Below are 19,374 nucleotides of genomic sequence, written 5' to 3'. Positions count from 1 at the left end.
CATTCGCCGTCGGAAGCTTCCGACGACATAGATGTCGGAGTAGTCGAAACCCTAATGCGCGTGATAGTCTCGGCCTTCGAGAAATATCCACTTTCGGGCTTTGTTGCAGCCCAAGGAGTCGGTCGCATGGATTCGCATCCCGGAACAGCCACGGCCCATCGTTTTTTCGCCGGCACCGGCGCCAGCTACGACACCATCGTCAGACTCTGCACCCTGGGTTTCGACCTTTGGTGGAAACAGAGGATTGTGGACGCGATTCCTAAAGACGCTTCGCATATCGTCGACCAGGCCTGCGGGACCGGCATCCTGACGTTCAAGATCGCCCGCCGTTTTCCCGCATGCCGGGTCACGGGCGTGGAACTCCGGGACGAATATCTGAATATCGCCAAGGAAAAAGCGCGCGCGCTGAAACTCCGGAATGTGGATTTCATGCTCGGAAAAGCCGAAGACATCCGCGTCGATGGCCCGATCGACTGTATTACATCCTCTTATCTGGCCAAATATGCCGAGCTGGAGAGTCTGATTCGAAACGCCAAGGCCATGCTTCGCCCCGGCGGAGTTCTCGTCATGCACGATTTCACCTATCCCAGCGGTCCCATATTCGCTCGGCTCTGGGAGTTTTACTTCAAAATTCTTCAAATGGCGGGACCCAGATTTTTCCCCGAATGGAAAACGGTTTTCGACGAACTGCCCGGATTTCTCAAACAAACCGCATGGCTGACCGAACTTCCGGAGGTTTTGCGCGAGAACGGCTTCGCCCCGGTGAACGTCGAAACGCTGACCTGGGGCGCGTCGGCCCTGGTGACGGCGACGAAATCCGCGAGCTGAAATTCCGGTGAGCGCTCACTCCAAAGCCCGATGCGTTAAACCCCGTTAAACATGTCGATCAAATCCCGTGGAGCGTCATGAATCATTACTCTCTTGCGGGAGTCGGGCACGAGCCCCGAGACCTCGAGACACGATAATTGGAGACGTCGTTCCATCTCCTCCTCCATGTTCATCCGTGCTTCCTCGAAGCTTTTCGACAGTTCGCACGACAGCGTCGAGCGCTCTCCGGTCAACAGGGGCGTAATCGAGGCTTGTAGGTTCCCGCCGAAGCGGACTATCGCAGGCGCAAGAGCGGCTATGGCCCGAGCGTCGATGACTCCGCTCGACAGGTGATGCTTGATTTCCTGCAAATCGTCGGCGATCTGATACGCTTCGCCGATCAAAACACCATAGCGATAAAACGCATTTCGGACATCCCGCTCGGCACCCGCCGCAAGTGCACCCAGTTCGCAGGCAACGCCGAAAAGCACGCCGGTCTTGAGATCGATGATCGCGTCATAGAGGGATTCGGGCACGGCATCGGCCCGGAGATAAACAGCCAGTTCCGAAGGATCGATGGGTTCCTGAAACGCGCCCTTGGCGATTCGGGCGATCGCACGCGACACCGCCAGACCATCATCCCGGCTCAAGTCGCTCATCATCTCGATGGCGGAAGCGAAGATGACATCTCCCAAAAGCACCGCTTTCCGCGCCCCCGCCAAGGTCCAGGCAGCAGGTTTGCCCCGCCTGGCGCGATCCTGGTCCACGAAATCGTCATGGATCAGCGTGGCCCCGTGAACAAGCTCCACCGCCACGGATCTCGGCACTGCGGACGACGGATTTCCGCCAAGGCTTTCGTTCACCAGGCACACGAGGGAACCTCTGATCATCTTTCCGCCCCGGAACGTATCGTTCAGCGCCTCATCGGGACGGACATGCAGGCCCTGAAAAAGTCCCTGCAAGGTCTGATCGATCGCTTCAACAAGAATCGGCCTACACCCGCAGCAATAATCCTTGAATCCCTTCACGCCCGCAGTCCTTCTCACATGGCGAAAACCGCTCGGGAGACCATATCACAACTTGGACCAGGCACGATGGGATATTCGGCCCGGTATCGGCAGAGAAGGACCGCCCTAATCGAACAGGCGAAACAACAGCAGTCCCATGCCCAGCGCAATGACTCCTAGGCTGATGCTTTTCAAAATCGCCTCGTACCGGATCATCAAGGCCCGATCGGCATCGCCGAGGTCGCCGCCGCATTGCTTGAGCGCCTTGTAGGGCCGCGATGCCTTGATCTCTACCAGGCTGAACAGAGCCATGGACAAGGCGACCGCGATCACGGCGACGGAGAGAGTGTTCGTTTGCATCACGTATCCCGCCAAAACCGGCAGAAATCCCCATGAAAACGCGAACCATCCGTCGGTATGGTAGCGTCCGTCGAACCATTCCAGGTTATAGGCAAAGACGAAGAATCCCTCGACAAGCGCGATGAAGATCAGATTCGGCACGAAACGCACCATGAAGTAGGCTGCAACCAGATAGGCCGCCGCTAGCGAGCATCCCGCCATGAGCCACAGCTGCCGTTTGCCGAACACGTCGCCCCATGGCTTTTTCGCCTTGCTGCCCAGCGCATCCAGGGCATGGGCGCCGATTCCGAGACCCAAGAAGTAAATGAAGGCGATGGCGATCACCCGGTCCCAATGGAGATCGGGTGCCAGCACGGACCCGATCACGGTAAAGGACATGACCATCGCCGTATAGGGCAGAAAAAGAAGGCCGATCGCTCTCCGAAATTTAGGAGAGCCGAATCGGGGAACGAACCATTCGGATCCTCTGTCCGGCTTCGCTGAGTCATCGGGCGTCAACGCATGTCCTCCATCCGGGTTCTAGTAGAAGCACTCCGCCGAATATTTCGGGATGATAGCCTCGTCACGCTTGATCCCGAAAGCACCGTTTGAATCGCTTGCGGATATCACTTGCCCCCAGCTGACTACGGAGAGATACTTACATCGGGGTATTTCGGGGGGCTTCCCCAGTTTCCCAGAAACCCGAAAAAGAAGGCATCGACTTTACCTTTCCGTCGTGCCCGCACGACTGTTTCTCACGGATGGAGATGGATCGTTATGAAACCGAAAACCTCGTTTCGCTCTTGGATGACGCTCGGCATCTTGGTGATGGTGTTTGCCGAATCCACTGCCGAGAATACCGTTCCTCTACCCCGTCATTATCCGGATGCGGTGCAGGAACAAGGCAGCCCCCCGTTTGTCGAGCCGGTAGGATTGCAGGATGCGGTGCAATTCTGGCGCCAGGTTTTCGGGGTGTGGCATCTGAATCAGTTTGCACTCCACGACAGCGTTCATTTGGGCGTGGTCTACGACGTGATCAAGCTGCCGGATGTCGATGGCGAGGGTCTGACACATGAGCATAAAGCGTCCGTAGAATGGCACGTCCATGCCCTCGAAAATGAACTTCGGGACTTGGAAGATCGGGTGCGGTTCGGTGCCAGCTTGACCGACACGCAGCAACGACTGTTCGATCTCCTGGTCAGCCACGCCGGCGAAAACGCCGTGTACGGAGCAAGTCAGCGGGTACGCGGTCAACGCGGGCTGCGGGAACGCTTTCTAAAGGGACTCGAAGCCAGCGGCCGCTACGATCGCCTGTTCCGCAGGATATTCCGCGAGGCCGAATTGCCCGAAGACCTCGCCTTGCTTCCCCATGTCGAATCGTCTTTCGTCAATCACGCGCATTCCTCGGCGGGAGCCGCCGGGATGTGGCAATTCATGCGCGCGACAGCTCGCCGCTGCCTTCACCTGAGCCGGGCGGTCGACGAGCGCTATGATCCGGTGTTTGCCACGCGCGGCGCCGCACGGTACCTGGCCCACGCCTATGAAGTGCTCGGCGACTGGGGACTGGCGATCACCTCGTACAACCACGGCATAGGCGGAATGGCGCGCGCCAGAGACGAATTCGGACCGAACCTCGCTCGGATCGTCCGCTATTACCAAGGTTCGACCTTCGGTTTCGCGTCACGGAATTTTTATGCCGAATTCCTTGCCGTGCGGTCGATCATCCAGAATCTGCCGAATTATTTCCCGGCGGGCGTATTCTTCCAACCGCCTCTCAAGCACGATCTCGTCCGTCTAACCGGCTCCCTTCCGGTCACTCATCTGGCGAGACTCCACGGCCTGGAACGCGACACGCTTGCCGAGCTCAACCCCGCTTGGACAACATCCGCGATCAAGGGGCGCACCCTGCTCCCCGCGGGCATCGACGTTTGGCTTCCTCAAGGGACCTTGGAGCGCACCCCGGGCATTTCGGCCTATGAACAACCCGTGCTGGTGGCCGGCGATGACGCTCAGTCCAACAGACGCATCGTCACTGCCTCGCTGATCGATGTCGGAGAGGAGCCGGTGATGATGTCATCGCGTTTGCTCACGACGCCGGCACCGGTCCCGGCAGAGGATATCGTAAAGGGCTCCGGGCGCGGAAAAGCCGTCGCGCAGAAAGCCAAGTCCGCAAAGCTGTCGAAACAAGGGCACCGGGTACATGTGGTTCGCCGTGGCGAATCTCCGCGTCTGATCGCGGCAAAATACGGCGTTGGACTTCGCAAATTGCTGACGATGAACGCGATCACGCAAGGGACGGTGCTTCGGCCAGGTCAACGACTGCGCATTCCGATGAAATCCAGCTGACATTTGAAGGGCTTCGAGGTCTTTTCAGGCAACGAACCGGGAAAACGGTTAAAGGCGAAGAGATTTGATCCGTAGATATTCGTGCGAAGTTTTACGACTTTTTTACAACAAATGCCGAGTGTTTAATAAGACCATAAACCAATTCTTATTTAACGTCGGAACACCTAACGGCTGGTGTAACTCGCTGCTGTAGCGGCACTATTTGCCTTTTAACGATATAAGCTTTTTGTTGTGCGGCTATATCCATGGCCGAATGATAACAGGAAGATAACGGTAAAAATCGGTATAACTGCTGAGCGGAAGGGTTTTTTGGACAGGACGGTCTTGATGAGCTCGAACACTGAAGCCGTTATGGGATCCGACAGAATCTTTCCAAGGAGGATCTTCATGGCTACTGTTTATATCGACGATCAGGAATTGGTACATCGAGTCCAACAGGGAGACCGGAGTGCTTTCGATCGTCTGGTGCGCAAGTACCAGGCCAAGCTCTTGCAACTGATAGGCCGTTATATCAAGGACCCTCACGAATCGTGGGATGTCGCGCAGGAAGCCTTTATCAAGGCCTACCTTGCGCTCCCGAGATTCCGCGGTGACAGCGCGTTCTATACCTGGCTCTATCGAATCGCCATCAACACCGCCAAGAATCACCTGGCGATGCGGCTGCGCCGCCCGTCGGAAGACGAACTCGATGTCGAAGAGGCCGAGCAGTTCGAATCCGCCGTTCGACTGAAAGACCAGGAAACTCCGGAAGGCTTGGTATTAACCGAGGAACTTGCGCTAACCATTCAGCAGGCGCTCGACAAACTTCCGGGGGAGTTGCGGACTGCTATCCAGTTGCGGGAATTCGACGGGCTGAGCTACGACGAAATTGCCCAGGTCATGCAATGCCCGGTCGGAACGGTCCGCTCGCGCATCTTCCGGGCGCGGGAATTCCTCGACAAGCAAATCGAATTTTTACATTGAGGCATCGGACGACGCGCCAAGGACGACGCGATCCCTCCTCCGTCCTGGCTGGATTAAAAGGATGTTCTATCGGCCGGGATCGAGATGCGATAAAACAGAATAACCGAAGCGTGAGGTTCGAGGGAGAGTCTTGACGACTGGACCTAAACATCCGCTGTTTCGGCGACAAATTCCGCATTTCCGGGTGACTCGACACCAGCGCCCAGCCATCATTACTCTCGGAACATCCTTTTCCATGCGACATCCCGGTTCCTTTCGCTTGTCCTGACACTGATCGAATCATCCCTGATTCCACTCGACGACTGCCACGGGCGCCTCGGGGGAAAGCGCCCTTGGTGATTGCAGAGTAGTTGTCATTGAACAGCGTCCGAGCTCTTTCGGAAATACGCAAAAGTGCCTATGGACGCATGAACGGCCCAGGCAATTCCAAACCGACGGCTTTTTCGGAACACCGGTGTCCATACGTAGACTTGCGGATGTCTTGATCAGGCGCAACACGCTTAAATACGCGTCACTCGAATGTAACAGCCTACCCCTAAGCCTGGCTAAGGATAGGAGTACGGGTTGAACGATTCGAGGCCGAACCATGGACGATTCGATAGGATTTAGGACATAGCGAAAGGATTGCGGATCTCGCAGGAACAGGATGCTCCAAGATAACTGGACCAGAAAAATACTAAAGAAAAAGACATCGGCCAAAGGCCAGCCGAGAGTCGGTCAAGAGGAGGAGGCGGTCTGGTCCAGTTATCTCATCTAATGCGGTAAGTCTCAGCCGCAATGGGGCTTTCGGCAAAATTCTTATAATTCTCCTTTTCCTGATGCCCTGCCCGGCACCGCTCTCCGTAGCTAACCGCTCTTGATATTCCGCCCGTCCGAGGGGCGTCCGTTCGTTCGGTTAGCCGCCTCTCGACAAAACCTTCACCCCTTCCCGCAACCCGCAGTACACTAACCATTTGTGAACCCGTGACCTGACGTCATATGAGGGAACAACGGAGTGAACGTAAAGCGATTGCTGGGAAACGGATATTCGGTTGCGATCGGAGCGACGGCCTGTGTCAGCGCCATAATTCTTGCACTGGGAGCCATTCTCGATCCACCGCCACCGTTGTCCCTGTTCTTGGTCGCAATAATGTTCGCGGCATGGCATGGCGGAATGAGCGCGGGGTTCGCGGCTACCGCGCTGAGCATGGGGGCTAGCGTTCCGCTCCTGGTCATTCTGACCGATTCTATCGACATCCTGAACCCCGCCGAAGCCCTGCGATTGGGACTACTTTTTGGAGTAGGCACAGTACTGAGCTTTGGGATTTCGCGCCTGCGCAAAGCCGAACGGCGCGCGTTCAGGGCCGCATTGGAGCGCCAGTCGCTGCTCAATCGAGCCTTGGCCGAGCGGCAGCCCCTCGAGGCTGCGCTATACGAACGCGATCAACTCCTCCAGCTGTCGCAAAAGATCGTCCAGGTAGCGAGCTTTGAGGCCGATCTAAGCCAAGACGCTCGTCACCGTATGTCGCCGCAGTGGTACCAGATTTACGGTATCGCGCCCGAAGCGTTCGAACACTCCACCGATGCCTGGCTGAATTTGGTACATCCGGGCGATCAGGATACCTTGAAGTCGGGTATAGAGACGGCGTTCGCGCGGCAAGCGCCGGACTTCAGCAGCGAATTCCGCATCATCCGCCAAAATGACTTCACCGTCCGCTGGATCGAACTGCGAGCCACAATCCGCTACGATGCCGAAGGCCGTCCGGTCCATATGGCCGGAAGCAACATAGACATTACCGAGCGTAAACAGGCCGAACAGACGCTGGCAGCGAGCGAACGGCGGTTCAAGCTGCTAGCCGAAACGTCGGCGAGGCTGTTGGCTACCGATGAGCCGCATACGATTATCGAGGATCTTTGCCTCGCCGTAATGCGCCAACTCGGCTGCGAATGCTTTTTCAATTTTCTGCTCGACGACGCCAAAGGACGATTCCGCCTGAATGCTTCCGCCGGCTTGTCGGCCGAGGAGATTCGCGATCTCGAGTGGCTCGATTGCAACGTGATCGCCTGCGGCTGCTTCGCGGGCGACGGTGAATATGTTGCCGCCGAAAACGTTCGTCATCACGGCGGACTATGTGCTGCCCGTGTCCGAAGCTACGGTATTCAAGCCTACGCCTGCCATCCTCTGCTGGTACAGGGACGCGTCATCGGAATCCTGTCATTCGGCACCAAGACCCGCCCAGTATTTACCGCCGAAGAACTGAATCTGATGAAATCGGTCACCGACCAGGTGGCGATAGCCATGCAGCGGGTTCTCGACCGGCGTTCTCTGCGGGCAAGCGAAGCGCGTTTCCGCACGATCGTGCAGGCCGTCCCGAGCCTTACGTTGGAAAGCGACGCGGAAGGCAACAATACCTTCGTAAGCGAGCAATGGTGCTCTTATACCGGACTGTCCCCGGAACAGAGCGCGGGGCAAGGCTGGCTATCGGCGCTGCATCCCGACGATATCGCGAAGGTTTTGGCCCGGTGGAACAAAGCGGCACGAACCGGCACGTCGTTCGAGAGCCAGTATCGTCTGAGGTCGGCCGACGGCTCGTACAGGTGGTTTATCGCCCGCGCCCTGCCGGATCGCGATGCCGATGGGAAAATCGTCCGCTGGACCGGTTCGCTCACGGATATCGACGATTTGGTACGGACCGAGGAAGCCCTGCGAGCCAGTGAAGCCCGAGCACTCGCAGCCAACGTCCAGATGCGGGCCATCATGCAGACGGCGCGAGTCGCCATCTGCGTCGCCCATGACCCGGAGTGCCGGCTGATCACGGGCAACGTTCAGGCGCATCAATTGCTGGGCGTACCGGAAGGCGAAAATTTATCGGCCGTGCCGGACACGAACGGCGCCGCTCTTTACCGTTTCTTCAACAACGGACGGGAGGTTCCCGCTCAGGATCTCCCCATGTGCCGAGTCTTGAAGACGGGCGAAGTCGTGGAGGACGTGGAACTGGAAATAGTCCGCGCCGACGGCACACGCCGGTTCGTCCTGAGCGCGGCCGCACCGCTATATGACAACACCGGCCGCGTGCAGGGCGCCACGGCCACTTTCCTGGACATCACCGAACGCAAGCAGATCGAGATCGAACGCCAGAAATTTGTTTCCTTCGCCGATCAGAGCACGGAATTTATCGGCATGTGCGACCTGGACTTCCAGCCGTTCTACGTCAACGAGGCCGGTCGGCGCCTGGTTGGACTGGATAGCCTGGAGCAGGCGTGCCGAACGCCGGTGAAGGAGTTCGTCTTTCCGGAAGACCAAGAATTCGTTTATGAAGAATTCTTCCCGCGCGTGCTGCGTGAAGGCCGTGCCGAGGTGGAGATCCGCTTTCGCCATTTTAAAACCGGCGCTACGCTTTGGATGGTTTGCAACGTGTTCTATATCCGGGATACGAACGGCGAACCGGTGGGATTCGCGACGGTGAGCCACGACATTACCGAGCGTAAACAGGCCCAGCAGGCATTGGCGGCAGCGAACGACCGCTTGGCGGCCGATTTGGAGGCCATGACGAGACTGCAAGCGGTCGGTGCGCTCTTCGTACGGGAGGACGGGCTGCCGGTTGTACTCGATCAGATCGTGGAAACGGCCATGGCCATCGCAGGCGCAGATCGCGGCCACATTCAACTGGTCGACATGCCGTCCGGCTCTCTCCGGATCGTTGCTCAGCGAGGCTTCGGGCCGGCCTACGTCGATTTCTGGCAAAGTGCCCATGCCGGGCCGGGGCCCTGGGGCGCTACGATGGAATGGGGAAAGCGCGTGATCGTGGAGGACGTTACCCGAAGTCTTATCTTTAACGACGCGCGGGAGCTTCAGGAGATCCTGAACGCAGGGGTACGCGCGATCCACTGCACCCCACTGCTGAGCCGCGGCGGCCGATTGTTCGGCGTGCTTTCGACCCACTACGGAACACCCCACTGGCCGGACGAGCGGGCATTGCGCCTGCTCGACCTGTTGGCGCGTCAAACCGCGGATATTATCGAACGAGCCCAGACCGAGACCGCTCTCAAAGAGGCCGATCTTCGCAAGAATGAATTCATCGCCATGCTGGGCCATGAGCTGAGAAATCCGCTCGCCCCGATCCGCAACGCGGCTCATTTGATACGCAAGTTCGCCCCGCCGAACCCGAGGATGCAATGGGCGCAGGAAGTCATCAACCGGCAAGTGGATCACCTGACCCGGCTGGTGGACGACCTTCTGGATGTCTCACGGATCGTTCAGGGCAAATTGAAGCTTCAGAAAACGCCGGTGGATCTCACCGCCCTTCTTCATCAAACCATGGAGGCCACTAAACCGCAGCTCGATGCCCGCCGCCATCTGCTTACCGCGGCCCTGCCGAAATATCCCTTATGGTTCGAGGCCGATCCGGTGCGCTTGACGCAAATGGTTTCGAACTTGCTGGATAATGCCAACAAATATACCCCCGCGGGGGGACGGATCTGGCTCGGCGTGGATCATACGGGTAACGAGGTCGCGATTTCGGTGCGCGACAACGGCGAAGGTATCCCCAGCGCGCTGCTGCCGCATCTTTTCGACGTGTTCACCCAATCGGAACGGACGCTGGATCGCGCTCAGGGCGGGTTGGGTCTCGGATTGACCATCGTACAGAAGATCGCGGAATTGCACGGAGGGCGGGTGGAGGTAAAAAGCGAAGGCCCCGGCAAGGGCAGCGAATTCATCGTGCGGCTGCCGCTCGGCGACTGCAAAGCGGAGACGGAAGCGAAGCCGGCGTGTAACGTACAGAGCGCTTGATGGCCGGCTGCCGCAGAGCAGGACGTCCCTCAAGGACTCTCGGCTTGGGGACGTTAAGCGGCTGCCGTCAGTACTACGCCTCGATAACCAACATCACATTGTTCGTCACGACCCAGCTGTAAAAGGCAACGGACGAGGTCAGGGTCGCCTTGATCCAGCGGCTTCTCGCCTTATGCCGGTCGCTGAATAAAAACGCGATGAACGCTAGGCCCGCGGCCTTGATCAGGACGATCGAATATCCGAGCCCCACCAGTTCGGCGGAAAAATTGAGAACAGGATTCGCTTCTTCCAAACCGGAAAAGCTCAGCCCGAAGTAAGTCACTATTCCATCTGCGACTTGCAAGAGTGCGAACAGGATTATCAATATGGCGTACATACAACGGCTCCAAAGTTTCGACACGGAATGCCGGTCCTCGGCATTGCCACGCACCAAAAGATCATCCAACGGCGAAATATCGTCTCTTCCAGTATGGAAAAATGACAGGCGTTATGCCTTCGACCCTTTCTGTCCCGATTAATGCAAGTCGTGTTCCATAAGGCGGGATAAATTGATGGCGGAAAACGCATCAAGAATCGCGGGTCTGCCTCCCGACAATATTAGCCCGCATTTCTCTCTTCTCCTGCCGCGCGGTCCGTACGATGCCCTGGCTGCGGCGAAATGTGAGAAATAGGGCTTAGAAGTAGAGCATAGCAGAAGAATATCATCGAATGCTAATAGCATTAAATTGGTGCATTGGCGGATATTCATCGACCGAGACGGTGATTGATTCAGCCACCCGACCGCTTGACGGCCCAGCCCTGTTTGGACAGGTCTTCTACGACCCGTTCGCGATGGTCTCCCTGAATCTCGATGACGCCGTCCTTGACGGTCCCGCCGGAACCGCAGCGCTGCTTGAGCTGTTTGCCCAAGTTTTCAAGACCCGTGGCGTCCAGCGGAACCCCCGTGATTACCGTCACGCCCTTGCCTTTGCGTCCCTTGGTTTCCAGGCGCACCCGCACGATGCCGTCCGATTTCGGTGCCGGCGGGTCTTTCTTGCAACGGCATTCGGCGACGGGTTTGCGACAGGCCGGGCACATCCGTCCAAATTCGGTGGAATATACGAGACCGCCGTTTGCCGGGTGTTTTCGTGAACTCATAGTGTTATTCGATTATGACCGAATGCTCGGACGCTAGGGCAACTCATTTCCGACTAGCGACCAATAGGCATTTCCCTTACCCGCCGCGACCCAGAGAACAACTTTCCGGCAAAGTGCGGAATTCGTCAACCGCGCCCGGGCGTTTTTGGCCAACGGCTGCGGCGGCGCTTTTCTGATGCATGTAGTTCCGTTCGGGATACCAGCTTGAAAGTTTATCCACTGTCAAGACTTGACAGGAACTTCAGCAAGCGGCGACTTATCACTGCTCCCCGTAAATTATTAATTCATTATTTCGTAATAAATTAAAACCTCAGAATCAACTACTTACGTTTTATCTTGCTGCGAAACCAGGACCTGAAAAAAACCTAGCCAGGCTAACTTAAAGCCCCGTGAGATCAGGTCCCGTCCGTTTTACCCCCACACTTATCCACAAGGTTGTCCACGGAATCTGTGGATAGTCAAAAAAGCCGCACGCCGGCCTCTCGCAACAATAACCCTTCTCCTAACACCAATTTCACCGCCTGTTCGCGGGTTCTTTGGTATACGTTCCTTTCGGTAACTTTTGCATTCAACACTTCCATCGCATAGTTTGAAACTTTGATGTCCTCTTTTTCCGGCTTACCTCACATCGATTCAAGCTTGCTGATGCGCAGCCAATAACCGCTCGACAGCCTCGATCTGCTCAGGATTTCCGAGCAGGCCGATGCGGTCCCCCGGAAGAAATACGGTCTGGGTGGACGGGTTCACCACGAGTTCGTTCTTGCGTTTGATGGCCACCACGTTTGCGCCGGTGCGCGCCCGGAACGCAGCTTCGCCCAGTGTCTGCCCTACCATTGGGCTTTCCGCGGGTATTTTTCGCCAGGAAATGTCGATCAACTCGTGGGCATCGAGCAAGTCTCTCAGCAGCGCGTGCTCGCCATGTGCCTTGACCAGCGCATCGTAGTGCTCGCGCCGAACCGTGTCCGCGTAATGCCGCACTTCATGCAACGGAAACCCCAGCTGCAACAAGGTGTGCCGGATCACCTGCAAACTGCCTTCGAGCTCCGGATGGATCACCAGTTGCGCACCCAAGTCGGAAAGCCGTTTAACGCCGGCCCGGGTTGCGGCGCGAGCGATGATCGGAAGGTCCGGGGCGATGTCCCGGGCTGCCGCAACCGTCAGTTCGGTGGCGGCTTCCTCGGACAAGGTCACCACGAGCAGACGGGCCCGGTGCAGCGCGGCGTGAGTCAGAATGTCGGAATTGGCGGTATCGCCCAAAAGCGTGGGAATGCCCCTTTTCGACAACCGTTCGATCCGGTGGATGCGGGAATCGATCACCAAATAAGGAATCCCCAGTTCGCCCATGATATCGACGATGTGCGAACCGACCCGCCCGTAGCCGACCACCACCACATGGTCGGCCACGGAATCCTCCACCGGCGTCTGCGTCGAGCCGTGCCGATTCAGCCATCGCCACAGTGGCCGGATGGCCCGCAAACTGCGCTGCAGCGGGTCGACTGCGTGCAGCATGAGCGGATTGACGACGATGGATAGCAATGCAGCCGCCAGAATCGTCGAATGTTGCCCCTCGTCGAGAAACCCTAGGCGCAGCCCGGTCTGATCCAGAATGAAGGAAAATTCGCCGATCTGACACGAGCCCGCCGCCACGACGAGAGCGGTGCGGGCCGGTCGAGGGAACGGCAAGACCCAAAGCCCCGAGACGATGAACTTTCCGATGACCACCAGACCGGTGAGAATGAGGACCGGTTCGAGGTGCTGCACCAGAAAGCCCGGATCCAGAAGCATGCCGACGGATACGAAGAACAGGACGGAAAAGGCCTCCCGGAACGGCAGCAGATCGGATGTGATGCGATGACTGAGCGGCGATTCGCTGACCACCGCGCCCGCGACGAAAGCGCCCAATGCCAACGAAACGCCGAACAACTGCGAGGCGCCCAGGGCAATTCCCAAAGAGATCGCCAGGATGGCCAAAACGAAGAGTTCACGGGAGCGGGTATGGGCCACCCGCAGCAACAGCCAGGGAATGAAGCGCGTGCCCACGAACAACATGAACACGAGAAAGCCTAAAGCGGACAGCAAAGCCAGGCCGAGGGTGTTCCAATTTATGGATTCTCCGGTGTCAGCCAGGTTAGGCATGATCATGATGATCAGAACGGTGGCGATGTCCTCCATGACCCGCCAGCCGACGGCGACCTGTCCGTCCGGGGTATTCAGCCAGCCGCGGTCCATGAAACCGCGCAGCATGACGATGGTGCTGGCGATGGACAGCACGAAACCCAACACCAACCCCGCCATGGGCGTCCAGCCCCAGAGCTGGCTGAGTCCGAACCCCAAAGCCAGCATGGTCAGCATTTGCCCCAGCGTGCCCACGACGGCGATGTCGCGCACTTTCCACAGATCCGCGAAGGAAAAATGAAGGCCCACGCCGAACATCAGAAAGACGATGCCCAATTCGGCCAATTGGTTGATGGTTTCGGGATCGGCTAAATACCCTGGCGTAAAAGGACCAATGACGACGCCCGCCAACAAATAACCCACGATGGGCGGCAGGCCTATGCGTTGAACGATCAGCCCGCCCAGAAACGCGAAGCTCAGCGTAGCGGCGATATTTTCAAGCAAACTCAGACTGTGCATATGTGGGGATATAGGCGATCAACGGATTAGCCTCATGCCAGTCATCGCGCAAGGGGAACTTTCACGCGGTCTGAAAAATTCGACCTGCGGCGGCGATACCCCGCTCCATCTGCCGAACCGTTCGGAACGGCTACTGCTTGGAGCTCGCACGGGGTTGGTTGCGATGCCATCCTCGGGGCCAGGACATCACGACTGGGTTAGTGTACCGAAAAGTGACAGGTACTCGTGCGACGATCCGCAAAAATCGGCGAAGTGCCTGCAAGAGCCGTCGAGCAGACCACGGGAGACGAACACATTTACCGAACTAGTCCCTTCCCGCCCCAAACAGGGGCGCAACAGCACCTTATGCGAGCGGATCGACCGCCGATTTGGTCTAATGATTGCCGAAGGCGACCGATCGGCCGTCGCCTCATTGCAAGCTAGATCAAGAGGAAGAGTCGAATTATGGACAACACCGGATTAGCTTCGCCTCCGAGGCCCCGTGAACCGGCGCAGCCGGGCGATGCCTCCGAGAGCATCGATCGCCTGCGCATTCTTTCGCCACGACGGAAATCGACGGCGGCTCGCTCGTTAGATGAACTGGTAGGGGAACAGCTCGCCCATTTCGGTATCGATCCCCAAACGACTTTCGGCCAAACGCTGGCACGCGTGTCGCGGCGGATGTACGAGAGCTGCGCCGATATCGACCGGCTTTGGGTCGAAACCGCAGAGACCATTCAAAGCCTGGATCGCTCCGACCGGATCGCCTATTTCAACGCGAAAAAGTTCCTCTCGTTTCAACTGGCGAAATTGCTCGACAACTTGCAGCGCCCTAACCGGCGCTGTTACCAGAGCCTGAATTACAGTACCGCGACGACCGCCAGCAAAGGACCTTACAGCGTCTTCGACAACGTTCCCGCGATTTTCTCCGCGAATCCGGTCATTACCCGCACGGCGACGTACGTCTACGCCTGCGCCGAGTGGATAGAAGACGCCTTCCAGGGCAAGGAGCGGCTTCTGGAAATCTATTCGCGACTGCTTAACCCGACATCGATCGCATTGGCCCATCACATCGTCGATCTTGAAGCCGGACCTTATGCTAACGAGTATTTCGCCTGGAACTTCAACAGCGGAATGGCCGCCATCGACGGAGTGCTGTCGCACGTTCTCGGACGCGACGACATTCTGATCACCAGCCGTAATGTCTACGGCGGCACTCATCAGCTCATCCACCACTGGTTCGCTAAATCTGCGAACCTGGAAATCGCCGTCGAAACCTTCGACGGCTATACCGTCGACGATTTCCTGAAAGCCTGGCAGCGTGCTCTCGCCGGATACGCCGACCGTTTCTCGGCCGGGCGGCGCGCCTACGTCTACCTCGAATCGCCGTGCAACCCGCACGGCTATGTGCTGGACGTGCCGGCCATTTGCCGGGAAGCCCACCGGCTCGGACTGCGCGTCATCCTCGATTCCACCGTCGGCACACCCTTCCTCTACACCCCGCTGCAGCGCAAAGATCGCGCGGAGCGCCCGGATTTCGTCATCCACAGCTATACCAAGGATCTTTCCGGCAGCGGCTCGGTCATCGCCGGCGTCGTCATCGGGCGCAACGAAGACATGTTCACCCCCAAAGGCGATTCGATGAACGGCGTCCCGTGGAACGAAACCCTGTTCTGGAACGTGTATTACGTCAAGGGCGCGTTTCTCAACGCCGATGCCGCTTTCGACGTACTCCAGGGACTGCGTACGCTGGATGTGCGCATGCTCAAGAAATGCATCAACACGCAGATACTCGCGCGGTTCTTGGCCGCCCATCCGAATATCACGGTCCACTGCAATGCGCTGCCCGACAATCCCAACCGCTTGATCATGAAGAGGACCGCGACGCTCGGGCTGCCCGCACCGCTGTTCACCCTGGATATGGGCGATTTGCCTCGGGAAGCTTTCCAGCGGTTCTTCGACAACCTGTCGCCGACTTTCGGCCATATGATCAGCCTCGGCCAGAGCAACACGATCGTGGCCTGTCCGGCCCTGACCACGCATTCGGAACTGGACGAAAAGGCGCTGCGCGAAGCCGGCATCTCGCCGACCACCATTCGCGTCGCCGTCGGCGACGAAGATCCGCTCGATCTGATCCTGCATTTGATCGGCACGGCCCGGCTGACGATCGACCCGGTCGTACCGGGTTTCTCCGAAGGCTTCGGATCCTGGGCGGCGGCGCGGGAGCTGGTTCGAACGACTTATCTGGATTCGCACCGGAAATATATCGAGGCGAAGACCGCTCAAAGCTCCGAGTGAAATATAATTCTAAGGAACTCCAGGCTTAGATGAGGCGCGAATCCATGAAAAATCGGCTGGGCATGATGTGCTTGATTTGCGGGCTGACGGGATGCGCCCACTCGTTGTCGGAGCCGACCGCAAGGTCCATTTATTTGCCCAGCGGCGAACCGGCCTATCAGATCACCTGCGAAGAGCGAGGGCTCGCGAAAGACAGCTGCTATCGGAAGGCCGGCGATCTCTGCGGGACGCGGGGATACGACGAAATCGGTTTAAACGATGAACGGCAGATGAATGAAATTTTCGATATGGTGACGGGAGCCATCCGGCAGGGAAAAACGGCGCCCATCGTCGAAAAAACGATCGTGATCCGGTGTAAACGGCCGTCGGCCGGAGCTCGCCTGTAGCGAAGGCGGTATATGTCGTGCATCCGCTAAAGCGGCGCACGGCTCCCACATTTTCCGGTCTGGTATAGCACTTCCTGGCTATAGTAGGTCGGGAATCCCTTCCCGACACCCTGGGTCGGCAAGCGGGCCTTGTCGGCAAAGGATTGCCGACCTGCGATCTGTTCGGCGCCTTCAGTCGCGGGCTGAAGCCCGCTCCCACATACCGTCTAACGCCCATCATTCTCTTCGTCCCGACGTCTCTGCCGAATGAGGCGGCGCGACATCGGTTTCGCCTGCTTGACCTCGATCACGCGATCGAGCTGAGGCGGCGCGCCTTGGCCAGTCTTCTGCTGGTACGCCAGGGAGTCCTGCCGGCTGCGAACGAGATAACCCGCGACCGCGCCGCCGGCAGCGGCGAACGTCAGCAAAGCCACCGTCACCAACTCGATAGCCAAGAGGATCGCTCCAACGCTCAGGAGAGCGAAAAGTCCGAGGCCGAGTTTGATATTGGCCCTACGGTTGGCACGGCTCACTTCGCGGACCAGCCGCTGATGAGTTTCCTCGAGCGTCGCCCGCTTATCGGTTTCCGCGGCGACCAAGAGATTCTCCCGTTCTCGGGCAAAGCTGTTCCGGGCTTCGGCCAGTGCGTCTTTCTTCACATGATCGGCGATAGAGCCGAACCACACGGAAATCAGCAGCGTGATGATGAAGGCGAGCAACCCGAGCGGAACCCAGTCCGTCTCGCCGGAAGCCCCTCTCGCCGCCACTACCACGCCGACCGTCGCCGCTTCCACGACGAGGATTCCGGGCAAAAACCTGAACATGGACATCGCGTTGATACCTTAGGGATATGGATCGGTTAAAGACCTGGCTTGGAGTCTGGTACCAGTTAAAGCGTTCCTCGAGCAGGTCTCTGCCGAGACATACCGAACCCGTCGCGTTCATAAGGAGGCAAATCGTGGCGGAAATTGCCGACAAGGTCCAGCCCGCATATCTCACATCCCTCCAATCGCAAACGGTCGCTTTAGTCGCGGCCCTTCCAATCGCAAACGGTCGCTTCGCTCGCTGTGGCGCACCGTCTTTGCGCTGCGCCCTCCGGTTGCGCACAACGTCCAGGGCGGACTTCCTTGGCCGCCCGCTCGGCGGGCCCATCCTTCAGCGGAGGATGGGCTTCTCCGCCTCGCCCCTCTCGCCGGCTCGACGTCGTAGGTCGGGAATCCTTTCCCGACACACATTCGTCGGCAAAGGATTGCCGACCTACCACTACGCCGTCGCTCGGTCCGTGCGGCGCGCCTCGACGCCCTCGCGACGAAGAGGTGTGAGAAATGCGGGCTAGCCGTCAGTAATCATCCGTATTGCCTGGGACACCCGGAAAGAGAATCGTGTTCGTTTGCTATCCAAGCTGTTCAACTAAAACAACAGAGGCCTAACAATGGCGCCCCCCAAAGTCTTGGCCATGGTCTTGGCCGGCGGCGCGGGCAACCGCCTTCTTCCACTCACGGCTGAACGTTCGAAACCGGCGGTTCCGTTCGGCGGCCGGTATCGCATCGTGGATTTCGTGCTGAGCAATCTGGTCAACTCCGAAATCCATTCGATTTACCTGCTCGTCCAATACAAGTCCCAATCCTTGATCGAGCATGTGCGCAGGGCTTGGTCGATATCTCATTTGATTGCGGGACATTTCGTCACCGTCGTGCCCCCCCAGATGCGGGACGGACCGGACTGGTTCCAAAGCACCGCCGATGCGGTCCACCAGAATCTGGGGCTGATCGAACATCATCGCCCCGACGTGGTGGCCGTGTTCGGGTCCGATCACGTCTATCGCATGGACATCAATCAAATGGTCCGCTTTCATCTCGATCAACACGCGGATGTCACCGTCGCCGCTCTGCCCATGCCGCTGGAGCAATGCTCGGCCTTCGGCATCATCCGTCCCGATCATGCCGGGCGGGTGGCGGAGTTCGAGGAAAAACCGGCCAGTCCGAGGCCGATGCCCGGCAATCCCCGGAGAGCGCTCGCGTCCATGGGCAATTACATCTTCAGCACCGAGGTATTGATCGACACGCTCAAAGCCATTCGGCCGTGCAGCGAACAGGATTTCGGGCGGGACGTCCTGCCGCGGCTGATCCACACGCATAAGGTGTGCGTTTACGATTTCGCCTTGAACCAGGTCCCCGGAATCAAACCGTACGAAGAGCAGCCTTACTGGCGCGATGTCGGCACGATTGACGCTTATTTCGCGGCCCATATGGATATGCTGGGCGAGGAGCCGCGCTTTGAAATTTTCAATCCGAGCTGGCCGATCTATTCCGACAATTATCTCGGCCCGGACACCCGCATCATCGACGGCGAAGTCCGGAACAGCATTCTCGGCGCGGGCACCATTATCCGGGGCGCCAGGATCAACCGTTCGGTGATTCGGCGCGAAGTGATCGTCGAGCCGGACGCGGATATCGACGAGTGCATCATCATGGATTACACCGTCATCGGCCGGGGCTCGAAACTTCGCCGGACCATCGTCGATCGCTACAACATCATTCCGCCCGGTTCCGTCATCGGCGACGGACGATATCTCGACAAGAACCAAAGTCCGGCATCCCCGCCCCGGATCACCATCGTACCGAAAGGCAAGCGCGGACCGGCTTCGGTCTATTGACCGACCGGCCGGAACGCTCCGGCTTTCCGGCGCGAACAACCCGCACCGGATACTGGCCGTGGGGCGATTGCA

The 19,374-nt window shown here is 58.2% G+C and carries 13 protein-coding genes; 7 read left to right on the top strand and 6 right to left on the bottom strand.

All coding sequences use genetic code 11. From position 1 onward, the window contains the following. Positions 1 to 126 precede the first annotated feature (126 nt). A complete protein-coding gene (locus tag ACWJJK_RS05160; RefSeq protein ID WP_077729492.1) occupies positions 127 to 828 on the top strand; it encodes a class I SAM-dependent methyltransferase in 702 nt (233 codons plus the stop codon). Between the two features lie 35 nt (positions 829 to 863). Here the strand turns inward: ACWJJK_RS05160 and ACWJJK_RS05155 are convergent, their stop codons facing one another. Both ACWJJK_RS05155 and ACWJJK_RS05150 read right to left on the bottom strand, forming a co-directional pair. Beyond that, positions 864 to 1,835: a polyprenyl synthetase family protein gene (locus ACWJJK_RS05155; RefSeq protein WP_077729413.1), complete on the bottom strand. Its 972-nt coding sequence runs from the start codon at positions 1,833 to 1,835 to the stop codon at positions 864 to 866. Between the two features lie 105 nt (positions 1,836 to 1,940). After that, positions 1,941 to 2,552 carry a hypothetical protein gene (locus tag ACWJJK_RS05150; protein WP_205781060.1) on the bottom strand — a complete coding sequence of 204 codons (612 nt, stop codon included), beginning with the start codon at positions 2,550 to 2,552 and terminating at the stop codon, positions 1,941 to 1,943. A 378-nt stretch (positions 2,553 to 2,930) separates the two neighbouring features. On the opposite strand from ACWJJK_RS05150, the gene ACWJJK_RS05145 reads away from it, so the two are divergent. The 3 genes from ACWJJK_RS05145 to ACWJJK_RS05135 all read left to right on the top strand — a co-directional run bounded on the left by ACWJJK_RS05145 (position 2,931) and on the right by ACWJJK_RS05135 (position 10,233). After that, positions 2,931 to 4,499: a lytic transglycosylase domain-containing protein gene (locus ACWJJK_RS05145; protein WP_156880688.1), complete on the top strand. Its 1,569-nt coding sequence runs from the start codon at positions 2,931 to 2,933 to the stop codon at positions 4,497 to 4,499. 387 nt (positions 4,500 to 4,886) lie between these two features. Continuing rightward, positions 4,887 to 5,462 (top strand): RNA polymerase sigma factor RpoE, encoded by a 576-nt coding sequence (rpoE, locus tag ACWJJK_RS05140; protein WP_077729405.1) that lies wholly within the window; start codon positions 4,887 to 4,889, stop codon positions 5,460 to 5,462. Positions 5,463 to 6,456: 994 nt separating this feature from the next. Beyond that, positions 6,457 to 10,233: a PAS domain S-box protein gene (locus tag ACWJJK_RS05135; protein WP_156880687.1), complete on the top strand. Its 3,777-nt coding sequence runs from the start codon at positions 6,457 to 6,459 to the stop codon at positions 10,231 to 10,233. 73 nt (positions 10,234 to 10,306) lie between these two features. Here ACWJJK_RS05135 and ACWJJK_RS05130 read toward each other — a convergent pair whose 3' ends face one another. The 3 genes from ACWJJK_RS05130 to ACWJJK_RS05120 form a co-directional block, all read right to left on the bottom strand. Beyond that, a complete protein-coding gene (locus tag ACWJJK_RS05130) occupies positions 10,307 to 10,609 on the bottom strand; it encodes a DUF5658 family protein (RefSeq protein WP_086134286.1) in 303 nt (100 codons plus the stop codon). A gap of 392 nt (positions 10,610 to 11,001) precedes the next feature. Further along, positions 11,002 to 11,370, bottom strand: coding sequence for a translation initiation factor Sui1 (locus tag ACWJJK_RS05125; protein ID WP_086134285.1), 369 nt, complete (start codon positions 11,368 to 11,370; stop codon positions 11,002 to 11,004). A gap of 633 nt (positions 11,371 to 12,003) precedes the next feature. After that, a complete protein-coding gene (locus tag ACWJJK_RS05120) occupies positions 12,004 to 13,989 on the bottom strand; it encodes a cation:proton antiporter domain-containing protein (protein WP_205780700.1) in 1,986 nt (661 codons plus the stop codon). 459 nt (positions 13,990 to 14,448) lie between these two features. On the opposite strand from ACWJJK_RS05120, the gene ACWJJK_RS05115 reads away from it, so the two are divergent. Both ACWJJK_RS05115 and ACWJJK_RS05110 read left to right on the top strand, forming a co-directional pair. Next, complete coding sequence (locus tag ACWJJK_RS05115) at positions 14,449 to 16,281, top strand: trans-sulfuration enzyme family protein (protein ID WP_454128710.1); 1,833 nt, start codon at positions 14,449 to 14,451, stop codon at positions 16,279 to 16,281. A 44-nt stretch (positions 16,282 to 16,325) separates the two neighbouring features. After that, positions 16,326 to 16,667, top strand: a complete 342-nt coding sequence (locus tag ACWJJK_RS05110) for a hypothetical protein (protein WP_156880684.1) — start codon at positions 16,326 to 16,328, stop codon at positions 16,665 to 16,667. A gap of 206 nt (positions 16,668 to 16,873) precedes the next feature. On the opposite strand, the gene ACWJJK_RS05105 is transcribed toward ACWJJK_RS05110, so the two are convergent. Beyond that, complete coding sequence (locus ACWJJK_RS05105) at positions 16,874 to 17,476, bottom strand: hypothetical protein (protein ID WP_454128709.1); 603 nt, start codon at positions 17,474 to 17,476, stop codon at positions 16,874 to 16,876. A 602-nt stretch (positions 17,477 to 18,078) separates the two neighbouring features. Here ACWJJK_RS05105 and glgC point away from each other — a divergent pair. Then, complete coding sequence (gene glgC / locus ACWJJK_RS05100; protein ID WP_156880682.1) at positions 18,079 to 19,302, top strand: glucose-1-phosphate adenylyltransferase; 1,224 nt, start codon at positions 18,079 to 18,081, stop codon at positions 19,300 to 19,302. Positions 19,303 to 19,374: the final 72 nt, after the last annotated feature.

The sequence above is a fragment of the Methylocaldum gracile genome (genome assembly GCF_053646815.1).
This window is presented reverse-complemented; position numbering and strand designations above follow the sequence as displayed.

What these genes read in the sequence shown, in the direction of transcription:
- ACWJJK_RS05115 (WP_454128710.1), top strand. Translation starts at nt 14,449, where the DNA reads ATGGACAACACCGGATTAGCTTCGCCTCCGAGGCCCCGTGAACCGGCG.
- ACWJJK_RS05145 (WP_156880688.1), top strand. Translation starts at nt 2,931, where the DNA reads ATGAAACCGAAAACCTCGTTTCGCTCTTGGATGACGCTCGGCATCTTG.
- ACWJJK_RS05160 (WP_077729492.1), top strand. Translation starts at nt 127, where the DNA reads ATGGATTCGCATCCCGGAACAGCCACGGCCCATCGTTTTTTCGCCGGC.
- ACWJJK_RS05125 (WP_086134285.1), bottom strand. Translation starts at nt 11,370, where the DNA reads ATGAGTTCACGAAAACACCCGGCAAACGGCGGTCTCGTATATTCCACC.
- glgC (WP_156880682.1), top strand. Translation starts at nt 18,079, where the DNA reads ATGGCGCCCCCCAAAGTCTTGGCCATGGTCTTGGCCGGCGGCGCGGGC.
- ACWJJK_RS05110 (WP_156880684.1), top strand. Translation starts at nt 16,326, where the DNA reads ATGAAAAATCGGCTGGGCATGATGTGCTTGATTTGCGGGCTGACGGGA.
- ACWJJK_RS05150 (WP_205781060.1), bottom strand. Translation starts at nt 2,552, where the DNA reads ATGTCCTTTACCGTGATCGGGTCCGTGCTGGCACCCGATCTCCATTGG.
- ACWJJK_RS05130 (WP_086134286.1), bottom strand. Translation starts at nt 10,609, where the DNA reads ATGTACGCCATATTGATAATCCTGTTCGCACTCTTGCAAGTCGCAGAT.
- rpoE (WP_077729405.1), top strand. Translation starts at nt 4,887, where the DNA reads ATGGCTACTGTTTATATCGACGATCAGGAATTGGTACATCGAGTCCAA.
- ACWJJK_RS05105 (WP_454128709.1), bottom strand. Translation starts at nt 17,476, where the DNA reads ATGTCCATGTTCAGGTTTTTGCCCGGAATCCTCGTCGTGGAAGCGGCG.